At 64.8% G+C, this 21,829-nt stretch carries 14 protein-coding genes; 8 read left to right on the top strand and 6 right to left on the bottom strand.

Annotated elements, in window-relative coordinates:
• Positions 1-32 precede the first annotated feature (32 nt).
• On the top strand, positions 33-2,921 hold the full coding sequence (locus ACMGDH_RS16255; RefSeq protein WP_436829024.1) for a TonB-dependent receptor: 2,889 nt from the start codon (positions 33-35) through the stop codon (positions 2,919-2,921).
• A 64-nt stretch (positions 2,922-2,985) separates the two neighbouring features.
• Complete coding sequence (locus ACMGDH_RS16250; protein ID WP_436829023.1) at positions 2,986-4,608, top strand: DUF5597 domain-containing protein; 1,623 nt, start codon at positions 2,986-2,988, stop codon at positions 4,606-4,608.
• A 12-nt stretch (positions 4,609-4,620) separates the two neighbouring features.
• On the opposite strand, the gene ACMGDH_RS16245 is transcribed toward ACMGDH_RS16250, so the two are convergent.
• Positions 4,621-5,424, bottom strand: coding sequence for an amidohydrolase family protein (locus ACMGDH_RS16245; RefSeq protein WP_436829022.1), 804 nt, complete (start codon positions 5,422-5,424; stop codon positions 4,621-4,623).
• A 283-nt stretch (positions 5,425-5,707) separates the two neighbouring features.
• Between ACMGDH_RS16245 and ACMGDH_RS16240 the strand changes: the two genes are divergently transcribed.
• Together ACMGDH_RS16240 and ACMGDH_RS16235 are read left to right on the top strand one after the other, a co-directional pair.
• Positions 5,708-6,832 carry an aldose epimerase family protein gene (locus ACMGDH_RS16240; protein ID WP_436829021.1) on the top strand — a complete coding sequence of 375 codons (1,125 nt, stop codon included), beginning with the start codon at positions 5,708-5,710 and terminating at the stop codon, positions 6,830-6,832.
• Positions 6,832-8,640 (top strand): IlvD/Edd family dehydratase, encoded by a 1,809-nt coding sequence (locus ACMGDH_RS16235; RefSeq protein WP_436829020.1) that lies wholly within the window; start codon positions 6,832-6,834, stop codon positions 8,638-8,640. The genes ACMGDH_RS16240 and ACMGDH_RS16235 overlap by 1 nt, the downstream gene beginning before the upstream one ends.
• Positions 8,641-8,986: 346 nt before the next feature.
• Here ACMGDH_RS16235 and ACMGDH_RS16230 read toward each other — a convergent pair whose 3' ends face one another.
• The 5 genes from ACMGDH_RS16230 to araD1 are packed head-to-tail and all read right to left on the bottom strand — an operon-like array spanning position 8,987 to position 16,119.
• Positions 8,987-10,318 (bottom strand): glycoside hydrolase family 27 protein, encoded by a 1,332-nt coding sequence (locus ACMGDH_RS16230; RefSeq protein ID WP_436829019.1) that lies wholly within the window; start codon positions 10,316-10,318, stop codon positions 8,987-8,989.
• Positions 10,315-12,648 (bottom strand): beta-L-arabinofuranosidase domain-containing protein, encoded by a 2,334-nt coding sequence (locus ACMGDH_RS16225; RefSeq protein WP_436829018.1) that lies wholly within the window; start codon positions 12,646-12,648, stop codon positions 10,315-10,317. Before ACMGDH_RS16225 ends, ACMGDH_RS16230 begins: the two co-directional genes overlap by 4 nt.
• Positions 12,649-14,190: an alpha-N-arabinofuranosidase gene (locus tag ACMGDH_RS16220; protein ID WP_436829017.1), complete on the bottom strand. Its 1,542-nt coding sequence runs from the start codon at positions 14,188-14,190 to the stop codon at positions 12,649-12,651.
• Between the two features lie 19 nt (positions 14,191-14,209).
• On the bottom strand, positions 14,210-15,133 hold the full coding sequence (locus ACMGDH_RS16215) for a Gfo/Idh/MocA family protein (protein WP_436829016.1): 924 nt from the start codon (positions 15,131-15,133) through the stop codon (positions 14,210-14,212).
• Positions 15,130-16,119 carry an AraD1 family protein gene (araD1, locus tag ACMGDH_RS16210; RefSeq protein ID WP_436829015.1) on the bottom strand — a complete coding sequence of 330 codons (990 nt, stop codon included), beginning with the start codon at positions 16,117-16,119 and terminating at the stop codon, positions 15,130-15,132. The genes ACMGDH_RS16215 and araD1 overlap by 4 nt, the downstream gene beginning before the upstream one ends.
• A 262-nt stretch (positions 16,120-16,381) precedes the next feature.
• Here araD1 and ACMGDH_RS16205 point away from each other — a divergent pair, with 262 nt between their 5' ends.
• The 4 genes from ACMGDH_RS16205 (at position 16,382) to ACMGDH_RS16190 (ending at position 21,737) form a co-directional block, all read left to right on the top strand.
• The gene (locus ACMGDH_RS16205; RefSeq protein WP_436829014.1) at positions 16,382-19,204 is read left to right on the top strand and encodes a TonB-dependent receptor; all 2,823 of its coding nucleotides are present in this window, start codon (positions 16,382-16,384) and stop codon (positions 19,202-19,204) included.
• Between the two features lie 5 nt (positions 19,205-19,209).
• On the top strand, positions 19,210-20,214 hold the full coding sequence (locus ACMGDH_RS16200; RefSeq protein ID WP_436829013.1) for an arabinan endo-1,5-alpha-L-arabinosidase: 1,005 nt from the start codon (positions 19,210-19,212) through the stop codon (positions 20,212-20,214).
• Between the two features lie 424 nt (positions 20,215-20,638).
• Positions 20,639-21,235: a hypothetical protein gene (locus tag ACMGDH_RS16195; RefSeq protein WP_436829012.1), complete on the top strand. Its 597-nt coding sequence runs from the start codon at positions 20,639-20,641 to the stop codon at positions 21,233-21,235.
• A 193-nt stretch (positions 21,236-21,428) separates the two neighbouring features.
• Entirely contained in the window at positions 21,429-21,737 is a 309-nt protein-coding gene (locus ACMGDH_RS16190; protein ID WP_436829011.1) for a hypothetical protein, read from the top strand.
• Positions 21,738-21,829: the final 92 nt, after the last annotated feature.

Raw genomic sequence — 21,829 nt, 5'->3', positions numbered from 1 at the left:
ACGCGTCGCGGCGATGAATTGGGGAGGTGAAGATGGCTGATCTCAACGAACGGGCTATGGGCGCCGCGTGGCGGAACGGGCTTCTGCTGGGGGCGTCGGCAGTGGCGCTCGGCATTGCCGCACCGGCACTCGCGCAGACTGCGGAGGGAGACCAGACGCCCGCCGGGCAGGACAGCGATACGACGGCGGCTGAAGACGACACGATCGTCGTCACCGGGCTGCGCGCGAGCCTCGCATCGGCGCAGTCGATCAAGCAGAACAGCGATCAATTCGTCGATTCGATCACTGCGATCGACATCGGCAAGCTGCCCGACGTGAACGTGGCGGAAGCGCTGCAGCGCGTTTCCGGCATCCAGATCACCCGCAACCGGGGCGAAGGCTCGTCGATCGCCATCCGCGGCCTCACGCAGGTGCGCACCGAAGTGAACGGTCGCGACAGCTTCTCCGCCAACAATGGCCGCGCTTTGAGCTTCGAGGATGTGCCGTCGGAGCTGCTGGCGGGAGTGGACGTCTACAAGAATCCTTCCGCCGAGTTGATCGAGGGCGGGATCGGTGGCCTCGTCAACCTGCGCACGCGGATGCCCTTCGATCAGAGCGGCAACCTGTACAGCGTCACGCTGGGCACCAACTATTACGACCTGATCGACGAGCTTAAGCTCAACATCTCCGGGCTGGTGTCGCAACGCTGGGAGACCGGGATCGGCGAAGTCGGCATCCTGCTTTCCGCCTCCTATTTCGAAGGTGCCTTCCGCACCGACACCGTGACGGTCGAGCCCTTCTGGGATCGCACCGACATTCCCGGCTTCATCGGCGAGACGCGATCGGTGGCGGCAGGCGCCGGCGTCTCGACGGCCTGGGGCGAGCGCACGCGCGAAGGCTATTACGGCGCGCTCCAGTGGAAGCCCGCCCATAATCTGGAATTCTATGCGACCGGCTTCCAGAGCCGCTATTACATCACCACGCCGGACTTCAGCTATTTCGGCTTCGGTCCTTCCGGCAGCGGCGGCACCCTGACGCCCGTTCCCGGCAGCTTCGCATTCGACGAAGACGGGAACATGGAACGCGGCTCGTTCCTGAACATCCCGGTCAACAACAACTCCGGCTTCCCCCAGCAGTGGACCACCACCACGGATATCGCAGGCGGGTTCAAGTGGGAGATCAACGATCGGCTCAAGCTCAAGGGCGACCTGCAGCGCATCGATTCGAGCACGCGGGCGCAGAACCTGATCCTGTATGGGGCAGCGCTCAACGGCGGTACGTTCAACATGGACCTGACCGGCGATACCCCCGCGATCTCGATCTCGCCGAACGCGCTGGTTACCGATCCTTCCAACTATTTCTATTCGGCGATCCAGGATCACCGCGACGATAACGACGGGAATGAATGGGCAGCGCGGCTCGATCTCGAATGGGAATTCGACGACGCAAGCTTCCTCCGCTCGCTCAGCACGGGCGCGCGGTACACTGATCGCAGCGCCACCAATCGTTCGACAAGCTGGGGCACGAGCTGGAGCGGCGTTTCCGCGACGTGGGACGGCAGCGGCATGATCGGATCGGTGTCGGATCCCGCAAGCCCCGGCGGCGGCGCGGTCACTTTCGCCGAGCGGCCCAACCTTTATGTGATGAACCCTTATTCCGCCGATTTCTTCCGCGGCGCAGGGACGAACATCATCGGCGTCGCACCTTATATGAATCCGGCGCTGGGGAGGGATATCGAAAGCACCGTCCGCTATTTTTCGAGCGACGCGTTCAACCCCACGCCGAGCTTCGCGGATCGCGGGCTCACCCCCTTCACGCCGATCGACACCAATACCCAGGGCGAACGGACCTATGCCGGCTATGCGATGCTCCGGTTCGGGAATGACGAGGGCTTTCGGTTCGATGGCAACATCGGCGTCCGCTACGTCAAGACCAAGACGGAGGCCGACGGCTTCGCGTCGTTCACCTACCGCAGCGATCCTTCGAACCCGAACAGCGCCAATGTGGTGCTGTTCGAACCGCTCAGCGTCTCGCGCGATTACGATCACTGGCTTCCTAGCCTGAACATCCGGGCGTTCCTGGCCGACAAGCTGCAGCTTCGTCTCGCCGCTTCGCGCGGGCTGGCGCGTCCGAACTTCGATCAGATCACTGCGAACTATGCGGTGAGCGAAGTCTATCGGGCCTCGACGCCGCCGCCTCCGCCGGAGACGCCCGACCCCGGCGTGTTCTTCCGCTACGAAGGAAGCGGCGGCAACCCCTATCTCGAGCCGATGACCGTGAGCCAGGCGGACGCGGCGCTCGAATGGTATCCCAAGTCGACGACGATGCTGTACGGTACCGTTTTCTACAAGAAGGTGCAGAACTTCATCCAGAACGGGGTCTTCGAGTCCACGATCGACACGCCCAATCGCGGAACGGTGCCCTATCGGATCACTCAGCAGGTCAACGGCACCGACGGCACGATCAAGGGCTTCGAGATCGGCGGCAACACCTTCTTCGATTTCCTGCCCGGCGCGCTTTCGGGCCTCGGCATTCAGGCGAACCTGACCTATGTCGACAGCTCGGCGCCCAGCCCGACCGCGACCGACACCTCAGGCAACCCGCTGATCGTGCCGCTGGAGGGCCTCTCCAAGTGGAGCTACAACCTCATCGGGCTGTATGAAAAATACGGCTTCTCGCTGCGCGTCGCCTATAACTGGCGGGATGCGTGGGTGAAGACCACGGCGGGGACCGGCACGGGCAATCTGCCGATCTTCTCGGCCGCCTATGGGCAGCTCGATGCGCTGCTCGCCTATGACATCAACGAGCATGTCACCGTCGCGATCCAGGGCGTGAACCTCACCAACACGCTCGAGAAGAGCTATCAGTTCACGCCCAACCGCCCCCGCGACTATATTCTCAACGATCGCCGCATCGGCGGAAGCTTGCGGTTCAAATTCTAGTGCCTCTTCGCGAGGCGCCGGCTAGGCTGGCGCCTCGTATATTTCAGCTCGGAACGGGGAAACGATGCGGCGGATTGCTCGAACTCTTGCCTGTTGTCTGATCGCCCTTGCCGGAGTGAGCCAAATGGCCGCAGCACAGGAAACGCCTCGCCTCGCCTCCAAGAACGGCAAGCACGCTCTGATCGTGGATGGCGCGCCCTTCCTGATGCTCGGGGCGCAGGTCCATAATTCGACCAACTATTCGGCCATGCTCCCGCAGGTCTGGCCGATGGTCGAGCGGATCCACGCCAACACCGTCGAAGTGCCCATCGCCTGGGAGCAGATCGAGCCCGAGGAGGGACGGTTCGACTTCAGCTTCCTCGACGCGCTCGTAGCGCAGGCGCGCGAGCACAAGGTGCGGCTGGTGCTGCTGTGGTTCGCGACCTGGAAGAACACCAGCCCCAGCTACGCGCCCGCCTGGGTCAAGAACGACACGAAGCGCTTCCCGCGGATGCGCAAGCCGGACGGCAGCGCGCATTATGCGCTGAGCCCGCACGGGCGGAACACGCTGGAGGCCGACAAGCGCGCCTTCGTGGCGCTGATGCGTCGCCTCGCGGAGATCGATCGCGACAACACCGTGATCATGGTCCAGCCGCAGAACGAGGCCGGGAGCTACGGCCTCGCGCGCGATCATGCGCCCGAGGCGGTGCGGCTGTTCGAGGCGCCGGTGCCCGCCGAGCTGGTCCGCGCGCTCGGCAAGCAGCCGGGCAGCTGGACGCAGGTCTTCGGCAAGCGCGCCGAGCAGTTCTTCCAGACCTGGCACCTTGCCCGCTACGTCGACGAGATTGCCGCGGCGGGCAAGGCCGTGAAGCCGCTGCCGATGTACGTCAACGCCGCGCTCGGCGACGCCTTCACCGACGAGGGCGGCAACGTCGGTCCCTCGGGCGGGCCAAATTGGAACGTGATTCCGGTGTGGAAGGCGGCCGCACCGCATATCGATCTCGCGGCGCCCGACATCTACATCCGCGACCATGCTGCGGTGATCTCGATCCTCGACAAATATGCGCGGCCCGACAATGCGCTGATGGTGCCCGAGATCGGCAATGCGCGCGAATATGCCCGCTTCCTCTGGCCGACGCTGGGACGTGGCGGGATCGGCTTCGCGCCGTTCGGAATGGATGAGACGGGCTTCTTCAACTATCCGCTCGGCGCCCGCAGCCACGACGAGGCGGAGGCCTTCGCGGCGCCCTATCGACTGCTCAAGCCGATCGCGCGCGACTGGGCGAAGATCGCCTTCGAGCATCCGACCTGGGGTGTGGCCAAGGCCCCCGACGGCAAGGACCAGTCGACCGAGCTCGGCCGCTGGCGTGTCACAGCCCAGTTCGGCCAATGGCAGATGGGCGAAAGCGACTGGACTTGGCTCAAGGTCGATCCGCACCCGCTGAAGGACGAGGCCGTGGGCGGCGCGCTGGTCGCGCGGCTCGGCCCCGACACGTTCCTGGTCACCGGCCAGCATGTGCGGATGCGTATCGGGCTCGCCAGGCCCGAGAAGGGCGAGAATGGCCAGATCATCAGCGTCGAGGAGGGGACGTTCGTCGACGGCAAATGGCAGATGCGCCGCCGCTGGAACGGCGACCAGATCGATTACGGTCTCAACTTCACCGGCGAGCCGGTGCTGCTCAAGGTGACGATGGGCACCTATCGTTGAGCCGATTTTAGATCATGGTCCCGCGGCCGTGAGACCGTAGATCCGCCGCGCGTTGCCGCCGAACACGGCCTCGTGCGCGGCGGCGGGGACGGTTGCCCGCGCCAGCCTGAGCCAGCCGGCATAGGTGCCGGCCAACTCGACCACCGGCCAGTCGCTGCCCCAGACCAGCCGCTCGGGCCCGAACCGCGCGAACAGCCACGCACCGACCTCCGCCACCTGCACCTCCTGTCCGGCCGCCGCCTCGGTGAGCAGGCCGGAGAGCTTGCATGCGACATTGGGGAGCATCGCCAGCCGCTCCATCGCCCCGCGCCACTCGCCGAGTTTGCCGCCGGCGATCTCGGGCTTGGCACCATGGTCGATCACGATCTGCAGACGCGGATGGTGCCGCGCCATCCGCTCGAGCGCCTCCAGATGGCGCGGGCGGACCAGCGCGTCGAACACCAGCCCCTGCTCGGCCATCGCGTGCAGTGCGGGATCGAGCGCCGGATCGTCGAGCCAGTCGTGCGCGTAACCCTGCACCATCGGGCGCAGGCCCTTGAGCCAGCGGCTCGCCGGCCATGCCGCACCCGCCTTGAGATCGGCCCAGCCGACGACGCCCAGGATGAAGCCGTGCGCATCGGCGAGTTCGAGCAGCCATTCGGTGTCGCGCGCGCTTTCCTGGCTCTGGACGACCAGGCTGCCGGTCACTCCGAGCGGAGCGGTCAGCGCGCACCAATCCTCGGGCAGGAAATCGCGGTGGATCGCGGCTTCGGCTGCCGTCGGCCAGCTGCAATCCTTCGCGCCGATCCGCCAGAAATGCTGGTGCGCGTCGATCATCCGCACTCCTCATAGACGCAATGTCATTTCATCAGCGAAATTCGGAAAAAGCGCAAGCATTCGCCGGCGGGAGGTGCGTCAGCAAAGAAATACATTGTCTGGGTTATTCCGGGTTGCTCTTCCGGCCAATGGAGTCCAAGCGCAAAACCCTGCCGTGGGTTCGCGGAAATCTGCTGGTTTTATGCTACTGCCGGGGTCGCACCGTGGCGTCGAGCCGCAGGACGGAAGCCGTGGTTTTTACTTGTTCTCAAGTTCAATGATTGTAACTGTCTGACTAATGACGATGAGAGGGCTAGAAGGCGGCAGCGCGACAGGGGGCGAGGCGACAGCGCGCCTGCGCGTCGGTGCGGTCCGTCAGACGATGGCCACGCTGGACGACGGCCGCGTCGTCGAGAAGGTCACGCTCGCCAATGGCAACGGCGTCTCCGCAACGCTGATGACGCTCGGCGCGACGCTCCAGTCGCTCATTGTGCCGGACCGCGATGGCGTACTCGACGATGTGGTGCTCGGGCATGACACGCCCGGCGAATATCTGGCGCAGCGCAACTTCTTCGGCGTGTCGGTGGGCCGCTATGCGAACCGCATCGCGCACGGGCGCTTCAGCCTCGACGGGCGCGAGTACCGGCTCGAGATCAACAACGGACCGCACCATCTTCATGGCGGAGCCGGGTTCGATCAGGCGCTCTGGACGATCGTCTCGGTCGGCGAGGGTGACGAGGCGCATGTCGAGTTAGAGCTCGTCAGCCCGGACGGGGAGGGCGGCTATCCAGGAACGCTGCGCGTCACCGCGCGCTACACCCTCGATGATCGCGACCAGCTCCGCATCGACTATCGCGCGACCACCGATGCACCGACGATCGTCAACCTCACCAACCATGCGCTGTTCAATCTGGCGGGCGAGGGCGCACGGAGCAACGTACTGGCGCAGCGGCTGATGCTCCACGCTTCCAGCTACACGCCGGTCGACTCGACCCTGATCCCCACGGGCGAGCTCGCGCCGATCGCAGGCACGCCCTTCGACTTCCGCGCCCCGCGCGCCATCGGTGACGGAATCCGCGATGGCAACGATCCGCAGATCCGCATCGGCCGCGGCTATGATCATAATTTCGTGATCGACGGCGCGCCCGGCACGCTGCGTCCGGCGGCGCGGCTCGAGGATCCGGCTTCCGGCCGCGCGATGGAGATGCTCGTCACCGCGCCGGGGCTCCAGGTCTATTCGGGCAATTTCCTCGACGGCACGGTGGCGGGAAAGCGCGGCCGTGTCTATCGCCAGTCGGACGGGCTGGCGCTGGAGCCGCAGACCTTTCCCGATTCGCCCAACCGGCCTGAATTTCCCTCACCCCGGCTCGATCCCGGAATGGAGTATGTGAACACGATGTTGCTGCGCTTTTCGCAGGTGGCGCGCTGATGACCGGCCCCGGCACTCCGGACAATTCCCGCAAGCTGCGCTCGCGGGCCTGGTTCGACGATCCCTCGAACGCCGACATGACAGCGCTGTATCTCGAGCGCTACATGAACTTCGGCCTCAGCCTGGCCGAGCTTCAGTCGGGCAAGCCGATCGTCGGCATCGCGCAGACGGGCAGCGATCTTTCCCCCTGCAATCGCCACCACATGGTGCTCGCCGAGCGCGTGCGCGAGGGCGTGCGCGAGGCGGGCGGCATCGTGATCGAGTTCCCGGTGCATCCGATCCAGGAGACCGGCAAGCGTCCCACTGCGGGGCTCGATCGCAACCTCGCCTATCTCGGCCTCGTCGAAATACTGTTCGGCTATCCGCTCGACGGCGTGGTGCTCACGATCGGCTGCGACAAGACCACGCCGGCCTGCCTGATGGCCGCAGCGACCGTGAACATCCCCGCGATCGCGCTGTCGGTGGGGCCGATGCTCAACGGCTGGCACAAGGGCGAGCGCACCGGCTCGGGCACGATCGTGTGGAAGGCACGCGAGATGCTCGCCGCGGGCGAGATCGATTATCAGGGCTTCATCAAGCTCGTCGCTTCCTCGGCCCCATCGACCGGGTACTGCAACACGATGGGCACGGCGACGACGATGAACTCGCTTGCCGAGGCGCTGGGCATGTCGCTGCCCGGATCGGCGGCGATCCCCGCGCCGTACCGCGACCGGCAGGAATCGGCCTATGAAACCGGAAAGCAGATCGTCGAGATGATCGCCGCCGATCGCAAGCCTTCGGACGTGCTGACGCGGGAGGCCTTCGTCAACGCGATCCGAGTCAATTCGGCGATCGGCGGCTCGACCAATGCGCCGATCCATTTGAACGCGATCGCGCGTCACGTCGGCGTCGAGCTCGACATCGACGATTGGCAGGCGTTCGGGCGCGACGTGCCGTTGCTCGTCAACCTGCAGCCGGCGGGCGAATATCTGGGCGAGGATTACTATCGCGCGGGCGGCGTGCCCGCGGTGGTCGCCGAGCTGATGCGCCAGGGGCTGATCCATGAAGGTGCGCTGACCGTCAACGGCCGCAGCATCGGCGACAATTGCCGCGACGCGACGATCGAGGACGATCGCGTGATCCGCCGCTTCGAGGAACCGCTCAAGCCGGCTGCCGGCTTCTCGGTGCTGCGCGGCAACCTGTTCGACAGTGCGATCATGAAGCTCAGCGTGATTTCGCCCGAATTCCGCGAGCGTTATCTTTCCAATCCCGCCGATCCCGACGCGTTCGAAGGTCCGGTCGTGGTGTTCGACGGACCGGAGGACTATCACGCCCGGATCGACGATCCTGCGCTCGGCATCGACGAGAAGACGCTGCTGATCATGCGCGGCGCGGGGCCGATCGGCTATCCGGGCGCCGCCGAGGTGGTCAACATGCGCCCGCCGGTGCAGCTCATCCAGAAGGGCATCCACGCGCTGCCGTGCATCGGTGACGGGCGCCAGTCGGGGACCAGCGGCAGCCCCTCGATCCTCAACGCCTCGCCCGAAGCGGCGGCGGGGGGCGGGCTCGCGCTGCTCCGCACCGGCGATCGGGTGCGGATCGACTTGCGCAAGGGTACCGCCAACATGCTCGTCTCCGACGAGGAGTTGGCGCAGCGCCGGGCGGAGCTCGAGGCAGCAGGCGGCTTCGCCTATCCAGCGAGCCAGACGCCATGGCAGGAAATGCAGCGCCGCGACGTGGGGCAGGCGGAAACCGGCGCGGTGCTCGAACCTGCGGTCAAGTATCAGAAGCTGGCCCAGACGATCGGCGTGCCGCGGCACAACCACTGACGTCTTCGTCATCCCGAGGTTGGGCCTTCCCCCAAACGCGTTCGCCCTGAGGCTGTCGAAGGGCGCTGCCCACTACCCGTTGCCGGTTGGAGAAGCGCCCTTCGACAGGCTCAGGGCGAACGGGGTGGTGGTGTTCGCAATCCGCGTCGGACAAACGTCCGTCCGCTTGTACCGGGGCTTGCAAAATAGGATTTCGCCTGCTTCGCTGGATCAGCGGCCTCGTGCCGCCCGCTCTTTGACATCGCAGATCGATCGCTCGAAAGCGCGAAATAAAATTACGAGATGAATCGCGTTTCCGTGAAAAGAGTCAAAACTGGCAGCCGGCTGCCACGAAGACGAAACCGCGCTAATCGAGCCGGTACAGCCCCGATCCATGCGCTGGCAGTGTCGCGGCAAAGCGGCCACTGGCGGGGCCGATGTCCTTGCGCTCCCACAGATCGCGCACTCGGACGGTCGAGGTGATGCCAAGCCAGCGGAAGTCGACGCCGATCTCCCGTTCCTTGTCTGTCATATTGAACAAAGCGAGGTAGCGATCGGCACTATTCGCGTGTCGCGCCGTCCACACGCGCATCCCGTCCTCGACGAAATGCGGCTGGTTGTCCGTGCTGGCCTGATTGACCGCGATCACTTCCGGATTGGTGAGAAGCGCTAGCGTCGGCGCGTCGAGGTGACGCAGGTCGCCGCCCATGATCAAAGGCGAGCGCGCGATCGACCACAAGGTCATGACCGTGCGCTGCTCGGCCGGGGTGAACCTGGTGTCCCGCTCGCCAAGCGCCAGGCGGCCGAGCGGGAGCATGTCGGCGTCGGGCCAGCCGCCGGATCGGCGGTGCGGGTTCCAATTTTCGAGCCGCGTGAACTGCGCCTCGAGCATGGGCCATTCGTCCCAGAAATCATCGCTGATCCGCCACATCTGCGCATGGCGACGAACGTGGTCGGCGCGCGGCACCGGAGTCTCGCCCGGCGAAAGGCTGAGGATGATGGGCCGGCGGGTCGCGACGATCGCCTTGTGCGCCGCTTCTATCTCCGGTGCGTGGGCGTCGTACGGGCGGCTCATATCGTCCATCTTGACGAAGTCGACGCCCCAGGAGGCGTAGAGGGCGAAGACACTGTCGTAATAGGCCTGGGCGCCGGGTTTGCGCATGTCGACGCCGTACATGTCCGGGTTCCACGGGCAGATGCTGCTCGTGTCCGCGATATCCTGCGCCCGGTAGCGCGTGCCGAAGATCGGAAGGTTCTGCTTCACCGCCAGCCGGGGGATGCCGCGCATCAGATGGATGCCGAACTTGAGGCCGAGCCTGTGCACCTCCGCCGCGAGCGGCGCGAAGCCCTTCCCGCCGGCGCTCGAGGGGAAGCGGTTGGGCGCGGGTAGTAGCCGGCCGTAGCCGTCCATCACGGGTTCGGGATTGGAGTTATAGGTGTAGCTCCTAGCTTCCGGCTCGTACCACTGAATGTCGACGGTGAAGATGTCGTATCCGAAGGGCAGCAGCTTCTCGGCCATGATCCGCGCGGTCTCGAGCGCCTGTTCCTCGTTGATCGTCGTCGCGAAGCTGTTCCAGCTGTTCCACCCCATCGGCGGGGTCGGAGCGAGGTCGCGAAAGTTGGACTGGGGCCGGGCGTGCGCGGCGATCGGCGTCGCCGCGAACAGGCCAAGTGCGGTACGGCGATCGATTCTGTTCATTGCCCCTCCAGCATCCGTGCTTCGTAGACGAGTGCGTCGCTTCCCTTGGTTTCGAACCGCACCGTCACCTTGTCCTTGCCCCGTGTCAGCGCTTCGGGAATCGGATAATCGACACTGACGAAGCGCTTCACCGGCGGCACGGCGCGGCGCTCGTTGGCGATCCGCGTTCCCTCTACCGAGACGTCGAAATTCTTGTTCACTTCCTCGCCCCAATAGAGCGCCCGCAGCAGCATCGGGCCGGGCCGCACTGCGAGCGTGAACTCCATGTAATTGCCCACGCCCCAGGGAATCTGCCGCGCACTGCGCCCGCCCCAGGAGAAGAGGTCGCTGTGGTTCGAGCGATAGTCATGGTCGCGCTCGGGCTGCATCTCGCCCAAGTGGAGCACGTCCACGGTGCGCGCTTCCAGTGCCGCCTTCTCGCGCTGCGCAGCCAGATAGGTCGCTTCCTCGGCCTTCCACTGCGTCTCGGTGAAGCGCGGGAAATAGACTGCGGTGCGCCGGTCGTATTGGCGGAAGAAGGGCACCAGCGTCAGCGCTGATGGCCGCGCATCGGCCAAGCGGAAACGGTGCTCGGCGGCGTTCTCCGCCACCAGCGCGGCGGCCGGATCGGCGGTCACCAGAGCGGGCACGGGACCGTCGAACGCCTCCGCCGCCGGACCCAGATCGGCCGCGAGGACGACGGGGCCGTGCAGATAGGCGACGGTCCGCGGATCGTCCGGGGTCGGTTCCACCCGTACCTGCATCGGCAGGTCGAGCTCGATCCGGTCGCCCGCCTTCCAGCGCCGCGTCAGCCGGACATAACCTTCCGTCTTTTCAGCCCGGACGGCGGCGCCGTTCACCCGCAGCGCCGGCGCATCGCACCAGCCGGGGAGGCGCAGCGCAATCGTGGTAGCCGAGCGCGGAGCCTGCATGACCTGCAGCGACACCTGCTCGCCGAAAGGATAACGCGTCTCCAGCGCCACCTTCATTCCCCGTTCCTTCCACTCGGCAGTTGAGGGAATGAACAGGTTGACGAACAGCGTAGCATCGTCGTGCCACCAGATGCTCTCGCCGTGCTTGGCGTGCGTCTCCATCCCCGATCCGACGCAGCACCAGAAGCTGTCCTCGGGCGTCGAATAGGTCCGCCGCGCACCGGCGCTGAGCGGCATGAAATAGACGAACATCCCCGTTTCGGGATGCTGGTGTGCCATCAGATGGTTGAGGTGGACGCGCTCATAATAGTCGAACAGCGCCGCATCGGGCTTCCAGCCGTAGAGGTGCCGCGTCAGCTTGAGCATGTTGTAGCTGTTGCACGCCTCGCAGGTACGCTCGGTGATCCGCGTCGAGAGTTGGCCCGGCGGACCGAAATGCTCGCGCTCGCTGTTGCCGCCGATCACATAGCTGTGATGCGCGACGACGGTTTCGTGGAAGAAGCGCGCCGCATCGGCGTGGCGCTGCTCGCCGGTCAGCTCGTAGAGCCGTGCCAGGCCGATCAGCTTGGGGATCTGAGTGTTGGCGTGGAGCCCTTCGAGCTCGTCCCTCCCAGCCGCAAGCGGGTCGAGCACCTTGTGGTGATAGATGCGCTCGGCGATCCGCCGCCAGCGCGGGTTGCCGGTCAGCGCATAGGTCTCGGCATAGCTGTCGTTCAGCCCGCCGTGCTCGGCGGCGAGCAGCTTCTGCATCTGCGCATCGCTCAGTCCTTCCAGGATCGTGGCGAGATAGCCGGCCATGCCCAGCATCACCGGCATCGCCTCCGCCACGTCGCCCAGTCGCACCGCGTCGATCAGCCCGGCGTGGACCTTGTGCCAGGTATAGATCGGTACCCAGCCGCCGTTGATGTCGAACCCGCTGGTGCGGATGTCGCCCTTGCGGATCTCCTCGAAGACGATCTTGCCATCGACCACCTTGCCGTCGCGCTCGACCGTGGTCCCGCCGACATAGCCATCGCCGTGCGTGGCCTGGATGCGCGCCATCTCGGCGATCGTGTGGCGCAGCCGCTCGCGCACCGCGGCGTCCCCGGTCTGGGCGAAGAGCAGCGACAGCGCCGAGAGATAATGGCCGAGCGTGTGCCCGGCGATCCCGCGTGCCTCCCAGCCGCCATAGCTCGGGCCTTTGGTGGGGAGCCCCGCGCTCTTGTAGAAATTGTGGAGCAGCCGCTCAGGCGAAAGCCCCATCAGATAATGCCGGTTCGTCTCCACCGCGTCGAGGAACACCGATGGCTTCAGCCGCACCGCGGAGAGCGGCAGTGGCCGAACCTTGATCGGAACCTCCTCGACCCGGACCTGGGCAATAGCCGGGCCGGCGAGCGCCAATAGGCTCGCCGAACCCAGGAAGGCGCGCCGGCTCAGCACCTATTCGACCGCGACCACCGCGATTGACTTGGCCGGCAGGTCGAACACCAGCTTGCCCCCCACGTTCCGGCCCGAATAGGCGACCGGCTGGATCGTATTCGGCCGATCGAAGCTGTTGTGCGTATCGAGCGCCGGGCCGGTGAGCAGCCGCCCGGTCGCGCGGCCGCTGAGGCTCGTCGTCACCCGCGCCGGGCGGTTCGGATCGACGTTGACCAGCGACAGATAAAGCTTGCCGTCAGCCCCACGCGCTACCGACGCATCGACCGCCGCCATCTTGAACTTGCCGCGGCCATACTCCGGCCCCTGCACGCTCGCCGCATAGGGCCTGGCGCCCTGGAACGGCTTGTACATGTCGAAGATGTGGTAGGTCGGCGTCAGCAGCATCTTCTCCTTGTCGGTGAGGATCATCGCCTGGAGGACGTTGACCATCTGCGCGATCGCTGCGAGCTTCACCCGCTCGGTGTGGCGGTGGAAGATGTTGAGCGTCAGCGCTGCGACATGCGCGTCGCGCAGCGAGTTCTGCTGGTGGAGGAAGCCCGGGGTCGTACCCGGTTCGTCCTGCCACCAGGTGCCCCATTCGTCGACATAGAGCCCGATCCGCTTCTCGGGATCATATTTGTCCATGATGGCGCTGTGCTTGGCGACGAGCTCGTCCATGCGGATCGCGTTGGCTAGGGTCGATGCCCATTCGTCCTCGGTGAAACCGAGTGCGCGGCCCTTGTTGTCCCAGTTATTGGCGAAGGTGTAATAATGGATGCTCACCGCCTGCATCGTGTGACGCGCCTCGCGCATCAGCACTTCGGTGAACTTATAGTCGTCAACGTTGGCGCCGGTCGCGACCTTGATCACCGGATCGTTGCCGCGCTGCGTCTTGACGAAGGTCTGGTAGCGGCGGTGGAGATCGGCGGAATATTCGGGACGCATGTTGCCGCCGCAGCCCCAGCTTTCGTTGCCGACGCCGAAATATTTGACCTTCCACGGCTTGTCGCGGCCGTTCTTGCGGCGCTCGGCGGCGAGCGTGGAGTCGCCACTGTAGGTCATATATTCGAACCAATAGCCCATATCGAGCGGGCTCAGCGAACCCATATTGCCCGCGACATAGGCGTCGGCGCCCAGCATCTCGCTATAGTTCATGAACTCGTGCGTGCCGAAGCTGTTGTCCTCGATCACGCCGCCCCAGTGATGGTTGATCCGCTTGGGCCGTTGCGCCCGCGGGCCGATGCCGTCGCGCCAGTTGTACTCGTCGGCGAAGCAGCCGCCGGGCCAGCGGATCACGGGGATGTCGAGCTTCTTGAGCGCGGCGAGCACGTCGTTACGATAGCCGTTGGTGTTGGGAATCGACGAGTTCGGCCCCACCCACACGCCTTCGTAGATTCCGGTACCGAGATGCTCGGCGAACTGGCCGTAGACTGCGCGCTCGATCTTCGGACCCGCCTTCTGGAGATCGACGGTCAGCGTGGCCTCGACAGGCGCCTGTGCCTGCGCGGGCACTGCCGCAACCGCTGCAGCAATCGGCAGCGCAAATCGCTTCAGAAGCTTCATGGCATTCTCCCCTTTTTTATCAGCTGTTTTCTTCGAACGGTCCGATCACGCGCCGGTGACCGAGCAGGAACGCATCGGCGACATGGCGGAAGGGCGCGAGGTCGACGTCGCTTTCGCGGCGCCCCAGCAGATCGGCGAAATGGCGGTAGAGCCGGGCATATTCGGGCTCGTCGCCCACATCGACCGGAGCACCATCGATCGCCAGCTTCGACGCGCCCAGCGAGAGCTTTAGATGCCCGCCGTCGGTCTCGACGTCGATGTCCCAGGTCTGGGGCCCGCGCTGGTCGAAGTCGAATTCGACGCGAACGGGAATGCCGTCATGGTCATAGTCCAGGTCCGCAGCAATCGGCGCGTCACGGTTCGAAGGGAAGCGCAGCTCGGCCGCCTGGAGCAGCATCGGCCGCGGCAGGATGCGCGTGAGCACCGATAGCGCGTTGATGCCCGGATCGAACACGCCGATCCCAGGCTCCCAGATCCACGCCTGTCCCGGATGCCAGACGCGCACGTCCTCCTTCCAATTGCAGGTGACGCGGGTGATGCGCTTGCCTTCCAGCCAGCGCCTCGCAGGCTCGACTCCCGCCGCTTCGCGCGAGTGCCAGGTGGCGTAGAGCACGCGGCCTGCGCGGTGCGCGAGCCCGGCGAAGCCCTCGGCCTCGGTCAGCGTCGCCGCCGGGGGCTTCTCGATCATCACGTCCAGCCCGTGCGCCAGCGCTTCCTTCACCAGCGCGAGCCGGCCGCGCGGCGGTGTGCAGATCGAGATGGCATCCACCTCGACTGCCTGCACCATCTCGGCGATGGTCCGGAAACCGGGGAGGCCCTCGGGCGGCTGGTGCCCGGTCACCGCGGCCACCAGCTCGAAATCCGGGCTCGCGGCGATCGTCGGTACATGCTGGTCGCGCGCGATCTTGCCGATACCGGCCAGTGCGATCCGCGTCCTGCTCACAGCGGCAGCACCGTCGCGTCAGTAGGGGCCATGCGTGCGAGCGGATTGCGCAGCGGAATGGTGAAGGGCGCTGCCTCGACTTCGAACACATCGCCTTCCTGGGTGGTCACACCATCGGCGAACGAGAGCGTCGCAGTGCCGAAGAAGTGGACGTGGATATCGCCGGGCCGGCGGAACAGATCATACTTGAAGTGGTGATGCTCGAGGTTGGCGATCGAGTGCGACATGTTCGCTTCGCCCGAGAGGAAGGGCTTCTCCCACAGCACCGTGCCGTCGCGGACGATCCGGCTGGTGCCGCGCACGTCCTCCGGCAGCGCGCCGATCAGTAGTTCTGCGCCCAGCGCCGCGGGGCGCAGCTTCGAGTGGGCGAGCCACAGGTAATTGCCGCGTTCGGTGATATGGTCTGAGAATTCGTTCGCGAGCGCGAAGCCCAGCCGACGCGGGCGGCCTTGGTCGTCGATCACATAGATACCGGCTATCTCGGGCTCCTCGCCCCCGTCGAGCGCGAAATCGGGGGAGGCGAGGGGCGCGCCGGTGCCCACGAGCCCCGATCCGTCGCCCTTGTAGAACCATTCGGGCTGGACTCCGGGGGTGCCGTCCGCGGTCTTGCCGCCCTCGACGCCCATCAGGAACATCCGCATCGAATCGGTGAGCGTGCCGCCCGCTGCCGCCTTGTGCATCTTGTCGCGGCCCTCGGCCGAGCCGAGGTGGGTGAGGCCTGTGCCGGTCATATGGCAATGGGCGGGATCGGGGTGGTCGATCGGCGCGAGCAGCCGCCCTTCGGCTTCGGCCGCGGCCAGATCCACGGGATCGGAAGCGCGGCTGCTTGCGGCTTCGGCCAGCGTCACGCCCTCGCGAATCGCGGCGAGCGCAAGCGCGTAGCTGGTATCGACGCCGTCGACTCGGCGAGTTGCCCCGTCTTCCCCGATGGTTGCGACCATACGGTCCCCGTTCGGGCCGCGAAGCTGCACAAGGCGAACCGCCATATCCTCTCCTCAGTTGATCGGCACACCATTAGTCAGACTTATATCGCGTGAAAAGCCCGATTCGTTGGCTCGCGGCACGAGTGGCAATTTGGTCCGACTAATTAGAGCGTTAGAAAAATTCATTACTATCCAAAGGATAACGTCGCAGCTGCGTTCTCCTGAAACAAAGCGCTTGCATCGGGCGAAGCTCGAAGTAGTTTTTGTCTGACTAATAAAAACCCTCCGCGATGGCGAAGAGGGGAAATCGGGAGAGGAGATAGCAATGGCCGCCAGGATTCCATCTTTGTGCTCGGTGTCGCTCGTCGCGCTGATGGCGCTCACCGGACCCGCCTGGGCGCAGGACAGCGCAGCCAATCAGGCCGATGCGTCGCTGCCACAGGATGAGGAAGTGATCATCACGGGCGTGCGCGCCAGCCTGATCGAAGGTCTTCAGAATAAGCGCGAAGCCACCCAGATCATCGAGTCGGTGGTCGCGGAGGACGTCGGCAAGCTTCCCGACAACAACGTGGTCGAGGCGCTCCAGCGCGTCACCGGCGTGCAGGTGACCAATCGCTCTGGCGGTGAGGCCGCCGCGATCTCGATCCGCGGCCTGCCCGACATCACCACGACTTGGAACGGCCGCAATATCTTCACCGCGTCGGGCCGCCAGTTCGCACTGGCCGATATTCCGGCCAACCTCGTCAAGCGGATCGACGTCTACAAGACGCGCGCCGCCGAGCAGATCGAGACCGGAATCGCGGGCCAGGTCGACGTCTTCACGCGCCGGCCTCTCGACTTCGACGGCTTCGCCTTCTCAGCAGTCGCCCGCGGCATCTACAACGAGCAGGCCGACGAGATTAATCCCAACCTCAGCGCGCTGATCAGCAACCGTTGGGAAACCGGCGCTGGCGACATCGGAGCGCTGGTCAACTTCAGCTACGCCAAGACCAAATACCGCGACCAGAGTGTGACCGCGGGCGCGATGGTGCCCTTCGCGACCGCGGACAATCCGCCTGCCGGCTGGACGCCGCTGGAACGCATTCAACCGACCGATGGCCGTGCGCCTGGACAGCAGCTCTGGACGCCCGGTCTCCAGCCCGGGCTTCCGACTGAGGCAGGCTCGACGCTCACGATCAACGGCGCGCAGGTTCCCTATTATCTTTCGCGCGACGCCGTGTTCATGAGCGACCTCTATGGCGAGCGGGAGCGGCCTGCGGTGAATGCAGCGCTGCAATGGGCGCCCAACGACAGTTCGGAATATACCTTCGAATTCTTCTGGGACGGCTATCGCAACACGACGTTCAACAACCTGTTCTTCACCTTCGTCGACTGGTGGGGGAACCTTGGCCCCAATCCGGGCACCACCTTCACTCTTTACCCTGACACTAACATCATGAAGACCCGCACGGTCGGTGCGCCGTTCGAGTTCAACAGCGGCGATGCGACCAAGCAGAGCACCGACAGCTTCGTCTATGCGCTGAACGGCAAGTGGAACATCGGCGACAGCTTCAAGCTCGCGGCGGACGCCTCCTACCAGATCAGCGAGTTCAACACCCAGTTCCTGGCGATGCGGACGACGCGAGTGGCGAACTCGGTGTTCGTCGATTTCAATCAGGGCGGCGGTCTCACTGCCTTCGAATTCGACAACAACGCCCTGCTGCGCGATCCCGGGCAGTGGACCGTCGGCGAGTTCTACGACAACGCCAATCGCAACAAGGGCAAGGCGTTCACCGTCTCGGTCGACGGCGATTACGAAGTGGGCACTTGGCTTAGGACCATCAGTTTCGGCGCGCGCTACGATGACCGCAACGCCAGCGAAGCCTCACGCGCGCAGGACGCCCCGGCATTGAACCGGCCCTTCGCCTCGCTGGATCGGGGATATCAATTCTACAACAAGCCTTTCTTCGACGCCCGCTCGAACGTGCCGCGCTCTTGGGTAGTCGCCAACGGCTATTATCTTTTCGACCATGCCGACGAGGTGCGCTCGCTCTATCAGGACACCGTCGATCCTGGCATCGAGACCAGCGATGCGCTCGAGCTCAACGAGAATTTCAACATCGATGAAGTGACCTGGGCAGCCTATCTCCAGGGTGACTTCGAAGTGCCGCTGTTCGGCCAACCGCTGCGGCTCCAGGCGGGGGTGCGCTACGTCAACGTCAAGACCGACATGAACTTCCTCGATGCGATCACGGGCACCGCAAGCTCGGATTCGGTGAGCACCGACAAGTTCTTGCCGAGTGCGACGCTGCGCTATGACATCACCGACGACCTCCGCCTGCGCTTCAATTTCGGCAAGACGCTGCGTCGTCCCAACTTCGTCGATCTCAACCCCAATCTGACGCTGACCGGCGATCTCACCAATGTTGGCTACGGCTCGGGCAGCGGTGGCAATCCCAGCCTCAGGCCGACAGAGGCGACCAACTATGATGTCGCGCTCGAATGGTATTTCCAGAACGACAGCGCGATCTACGCCACGCTGTTCCGCCGCGAGATCGACGGGCTGGTGGTACCATTCCGCAGCATCGAGCAGGTCGCGGACACTGGGCTCAACACCACTACCTTCATCATCAACCGCCCCACCAACGCTTCGGACGGCGTCCTGCAGGGTGCCGAGATCGGCTTGGTTTATTTTCCCAATCTGCCCGGCGCGCTGAACGGTCTCGGCGTGCAGGGAAGCGTGACCTTCCTCGATTCGAAGCAGAATATCCCGATCCAGGACGCCGCGGGCAACATCACCGGCGAGGTCGAGACTTCGTTCTTCGGCGTGTCGGACCTCTCGTACAACGTCACGCTCGCCTATGATAACGGCCCGCTCGGCGCGCGCCTCTCCTATGTCTGGCGCAAGGAGTTCCTCAACAACAACGAGGCTTCGCTCTTCGCCAATCCGATCGGCATCTGGCGCCGACCGGAGAAGAGCCTCGACTTCCAGCTCACCGCCAAGCTCACCGATCGTTTCGCGGTGACCTTCGACGCTGTGAACCTCACCGACGAGCTCAGCCAGTCCTATTATGCCTTCGACGACGCCGGTGGTCCGGACACGCACAACTTCGGTTCGTCGATCATCGGCCGCACGTTCGCGGTCGGTCTGCGCTACTCGTTCGAGTGATACGAGTGCGGGCTGCCGCGCTCCTTGCCGTCTCGCTGCTCGCTGCGCTCGCGGCGGGCGGCGTCGGCTGGGGCCAGTCGGCGGCGTCGCCGCCGGGCGATCGGATCGCGGGGGACATCTCGCCGGTTCACGACCCCGCGATCATCAAGCAGGGTGACACTTATTATCTCTTCAGCACCAGCCAGGAGCGTGAGGGCAAGGGGCTGATCCATGTCCGCACTTCCAAGGATCTGGCGACCTGGGCGCGCGCGGACCCGGTGTTCGCGGCGATGCCTGGCTGGGCGCGTGAGGCAGTGCCCGGCACGCGCGGCATCTGGGCTCCCGATATCTCGAAAACGGGCAACGAATATCGCCTCTATTATTCGATCTCGACCTTCGGAAAGAACCGCTCTGCGATCGGGCTGGTCACCACGCCATCGCTCGAGAAGCCGGTGTGGACCGACAAGGGCGCGGTGGTCCGATCGGACAGTCGCAACGATTTCAACGCGATCGACCCGAATGCCTTCGAGGATGCCGAGGGGCGCCAGTGGATGGCGTTCGGAAGCTTCTGGACGGGGATCAAGCTGGTCCGGCTCGATCGGGCTACGGGGATGCGTTCGACCGAGGACGGCAAGGTCTATTCGCTCGCGCGCCGGCGAAGCCCCGGCGCGGTCGAGGCGCCGTTCGTGATCCGGCGCGGCGATTACTATTATCTCTTCGTCTCGTTCGACTTCTGCTGCCGCGGGGCGAAGAGCACCTACTCCACCGTCGTCGGCCGCTCCAGCTCGCCTACCGGTCCGTACAAGGACCGCGAGGGCAAGGACATGATGGACGGCGGCGGCTTCCCGGTGCTGCATGCTAGCCTGGACAAGACCGGCCGCTTCGCCGGCCCCGGCCATCCCGCGATCCTGGAGCAGGGCGGGCGCCACCATATCGTCTATCACGCCTATGACGTGAAGAAGGACGGCGTCCCGACGCTGCGCATCCAGCCGCTCGGATGGAGCGAAGACGGATGGCCGGTGGCGCTCTGACGGCCAAATTCCGCTGCGCCAGTTTTGACTCTTTTCACGGAAACGCGATTCATCTCGCAACTTTATTGCGCCTGCGATGCAAGTGTCGCGGCAATGTCAAAGAGCGCACCCGGCTGGCCGGGGAGAGATGTGGAGCAGGCGAAATCCTACATTGCAAGGAAGAAGGCGGGGCACGACGGCCTGGCTTGTGGCGGCGAATGTGCGCCGATGTCGGTCATTCGTTCAGGCGGCGGCTGCGTGTCCGCTATCGACCCGGTTTGCGAGCCGCGGCCAACGGTGTAGCCGTCGGTTAAAATCGTCGTGGAGAATGGAGCTCATGGCAATGTCGCGACAGCCGGTCGAACGTGCGAGCCCGATTGCGCAAGGTTGGCGGATACGCCCGAACCTGCTTCTGCGCCTGCTACCGATATCGAGCTCGTACCGAATGCGTGAGTCGCTCCACGCCCGGGTTCCGGCGGGGGTCCGGCGAGCCTTCTTCCGGTCGGCTCTCGCCGCCGGGCTGTTCGCGAGCGCGCATGCGTCCGCCCAGGACTATGCTGCGCGGGAGGTAGGCGGTTGGACGGTGGCGGCAAGCAGCGACAAAAGGGGCTGCTTCATTACGACCGAATATGACGGGGACGGGGAAACGACGCTCCTTCTCGGCCTCGATATCGACGGCACCAACCATCTCTCGGTTCTGAACGACAATTGGTCGATCAAGCCAAAGGACCGGTTGAAGCTGAATTTCCGCCTCTCCAACGGCGGCTATTCCAACCATGCCGCCGTGGGCATGGTGTCGAAAGGGAAGAAGGGGTTCGTCACGAATTTCGAAGCGAAGTTCCCCACCTATTTCGCCGCGTCCAGGTTTCTCCACATCTATCGCGGCAAGGTGCCGGTCGACCAGCTGAGTCTGGCTGGAAGCAGCGCGGCAGTCGCAGAGCTGCGCCGATGCGTCGCCTTCTACAGGACGAATCCCGCGGACCGCGTGCTCGATAAGGGGCGCTCCACCCCCATACCGAAGGACCCGTTTGCCGAGCGGTGACCGGCGTAGCGCGCGCGGAAGCATCGATCTGCCGTTCGGCAATATCCACCCGACCCCCGTCATTTCAGACCATTCGGGCGATCCAGCCATCCACTGGGCCGAGCAGATGCACAGCCGGGCACAATCGGGATTGTTGGAACATCAGCGCTCGGCTTGGGTTGTTCCACTTGGTTAACTATTAGAAGAGGATGCGATGACGCCATCTGTGACGAAGCTTGCTCCGGCGGTTGTGATCTTGGTGGGCGCAGTGGGCCTGGGCGGCTGCGCCTCCAAATCCTATGTCAGAGAGCAGATCGCTCCTGTGAGCCAGCGCGTCGATGCGCTCGAGGCGAGATTGCAGGAAACTGACAACACGGCCAAATCGGCACTGGCAGCAGCACAGGCCGCGTCCGGCGAGGCGCAGAACAATGGTCAGCGCATCGATCAGCTCAATGCCCGGGTGGATGGCATCGAGCAGCGGATGCAGGCGCAGGAGAAGCAGCCGAAGCGGCCGCGCAATTGATGCCGCAAGGCAGCAGATGCTGATCGAACCGTGATTTCCCGTGGCGGCCGTCTCCGTGCGGCCGCCAATTCATTTCGAGCGCCTTGAGCAAT

Source organism: Sphingomonas radicis (assembly GCF_051400635.1).
Lineage (GTDB): Bacteria > Pseudomonadota > Alphaproteobacteria > Sphingomonadales > Sphingomonadaceae > Sphingomonas.
This window is presented reverse-complemented; position numbering and strand designations above follow the sequence as displayed.

What these genes read in the sequence shown, in the direction of transcription:
- ACMGDH_RS16255 (WP_436829024.1), top strand. Translation starts at nt 33, where the DNA reads ATGGCTGATCTCAACGAACGGGCTATGGGCGCCGCGTGGCGGAACGGG.
- ACMGDH_RS16250 (WP_436829023.1), top strand. Translation starts at nt 2,986, where the DNA reads ATGCGGCGGATTGCTCGAACTCTTGCCTGTTGTCTGATCGCCCTTGCC.
- ACMGDH_RS16245 (WP_436829022.1), bottom strand. Translation starts at nt 5,424, where the DNA reads ATGATCGACGCGCACCAGCATTTCTGGCGGATCGGCGCGAAGGATTGC.
- ACMGDH_RS16240 (WP_436829021.1), top strand. Translation starts at nt 5,708, where the DNA reads ATGAGAGGGCTAGAAGGCGGCAGCGCGACAGGGGGCGAGGCGACAGCG.
- ACMGDH_RS16235 (WP_436829020.1), top strand. Translation starts at nt 6,832, where the DNA reads ATGACCGGCCCCGGCACTCCGGACAATTCCCGCAAGCTGCGCTCGCGG.
- ACMGDH_RS16230 (WP_436829019.1), bottom strand. Translation starts at nt 10,318, where the DNA reads ATGAACAGAATCGATCGCCGTACCGCACTTGGCCTGTTCGCGGCGACG.
- ACMGDH_RS16220 (WP_436829017.1), bottom strand. Translation starts at nt 14,190, where the DNA reads ATGAAGCTTCTGAAGCGATTTGCGCTGCCGATTGCTGCAGCGGTTGCG.
- araD1 (WP_436829015.1), bottom strand. Translation starts at nt 16,119, where the DNA reads ATGGCGGTTCGCCTTGTGCAGCTTCGCGGCCCGAACGGGGACCGTATG.
- ACMGDH_RS16205 (WP_436829014.1), top strand. Translation starts at nt 16,382, where the DNA reads ATGGCCGCCAGGATTCCATCTTTGTGCTCGGTGTCGCTCGTCGCGCTG.
- ACMGDH_RS16195 (WP_436829012.1), top strand. Translation starts at nt 20,639, where the DNA reads ATGCGTGAGTCGCTCCACGCCCGGGTTCCGGCGGGGGTCCGGCGAGCC.
- ACMGDH_RS16190 (WP_436829011.1), top strand. Translation starts at nt 21,429, where the DNA reads ATGACGCCATCTGTGACGAAGCTTGCTCCGGCGGTTGTGATCTTGGTG.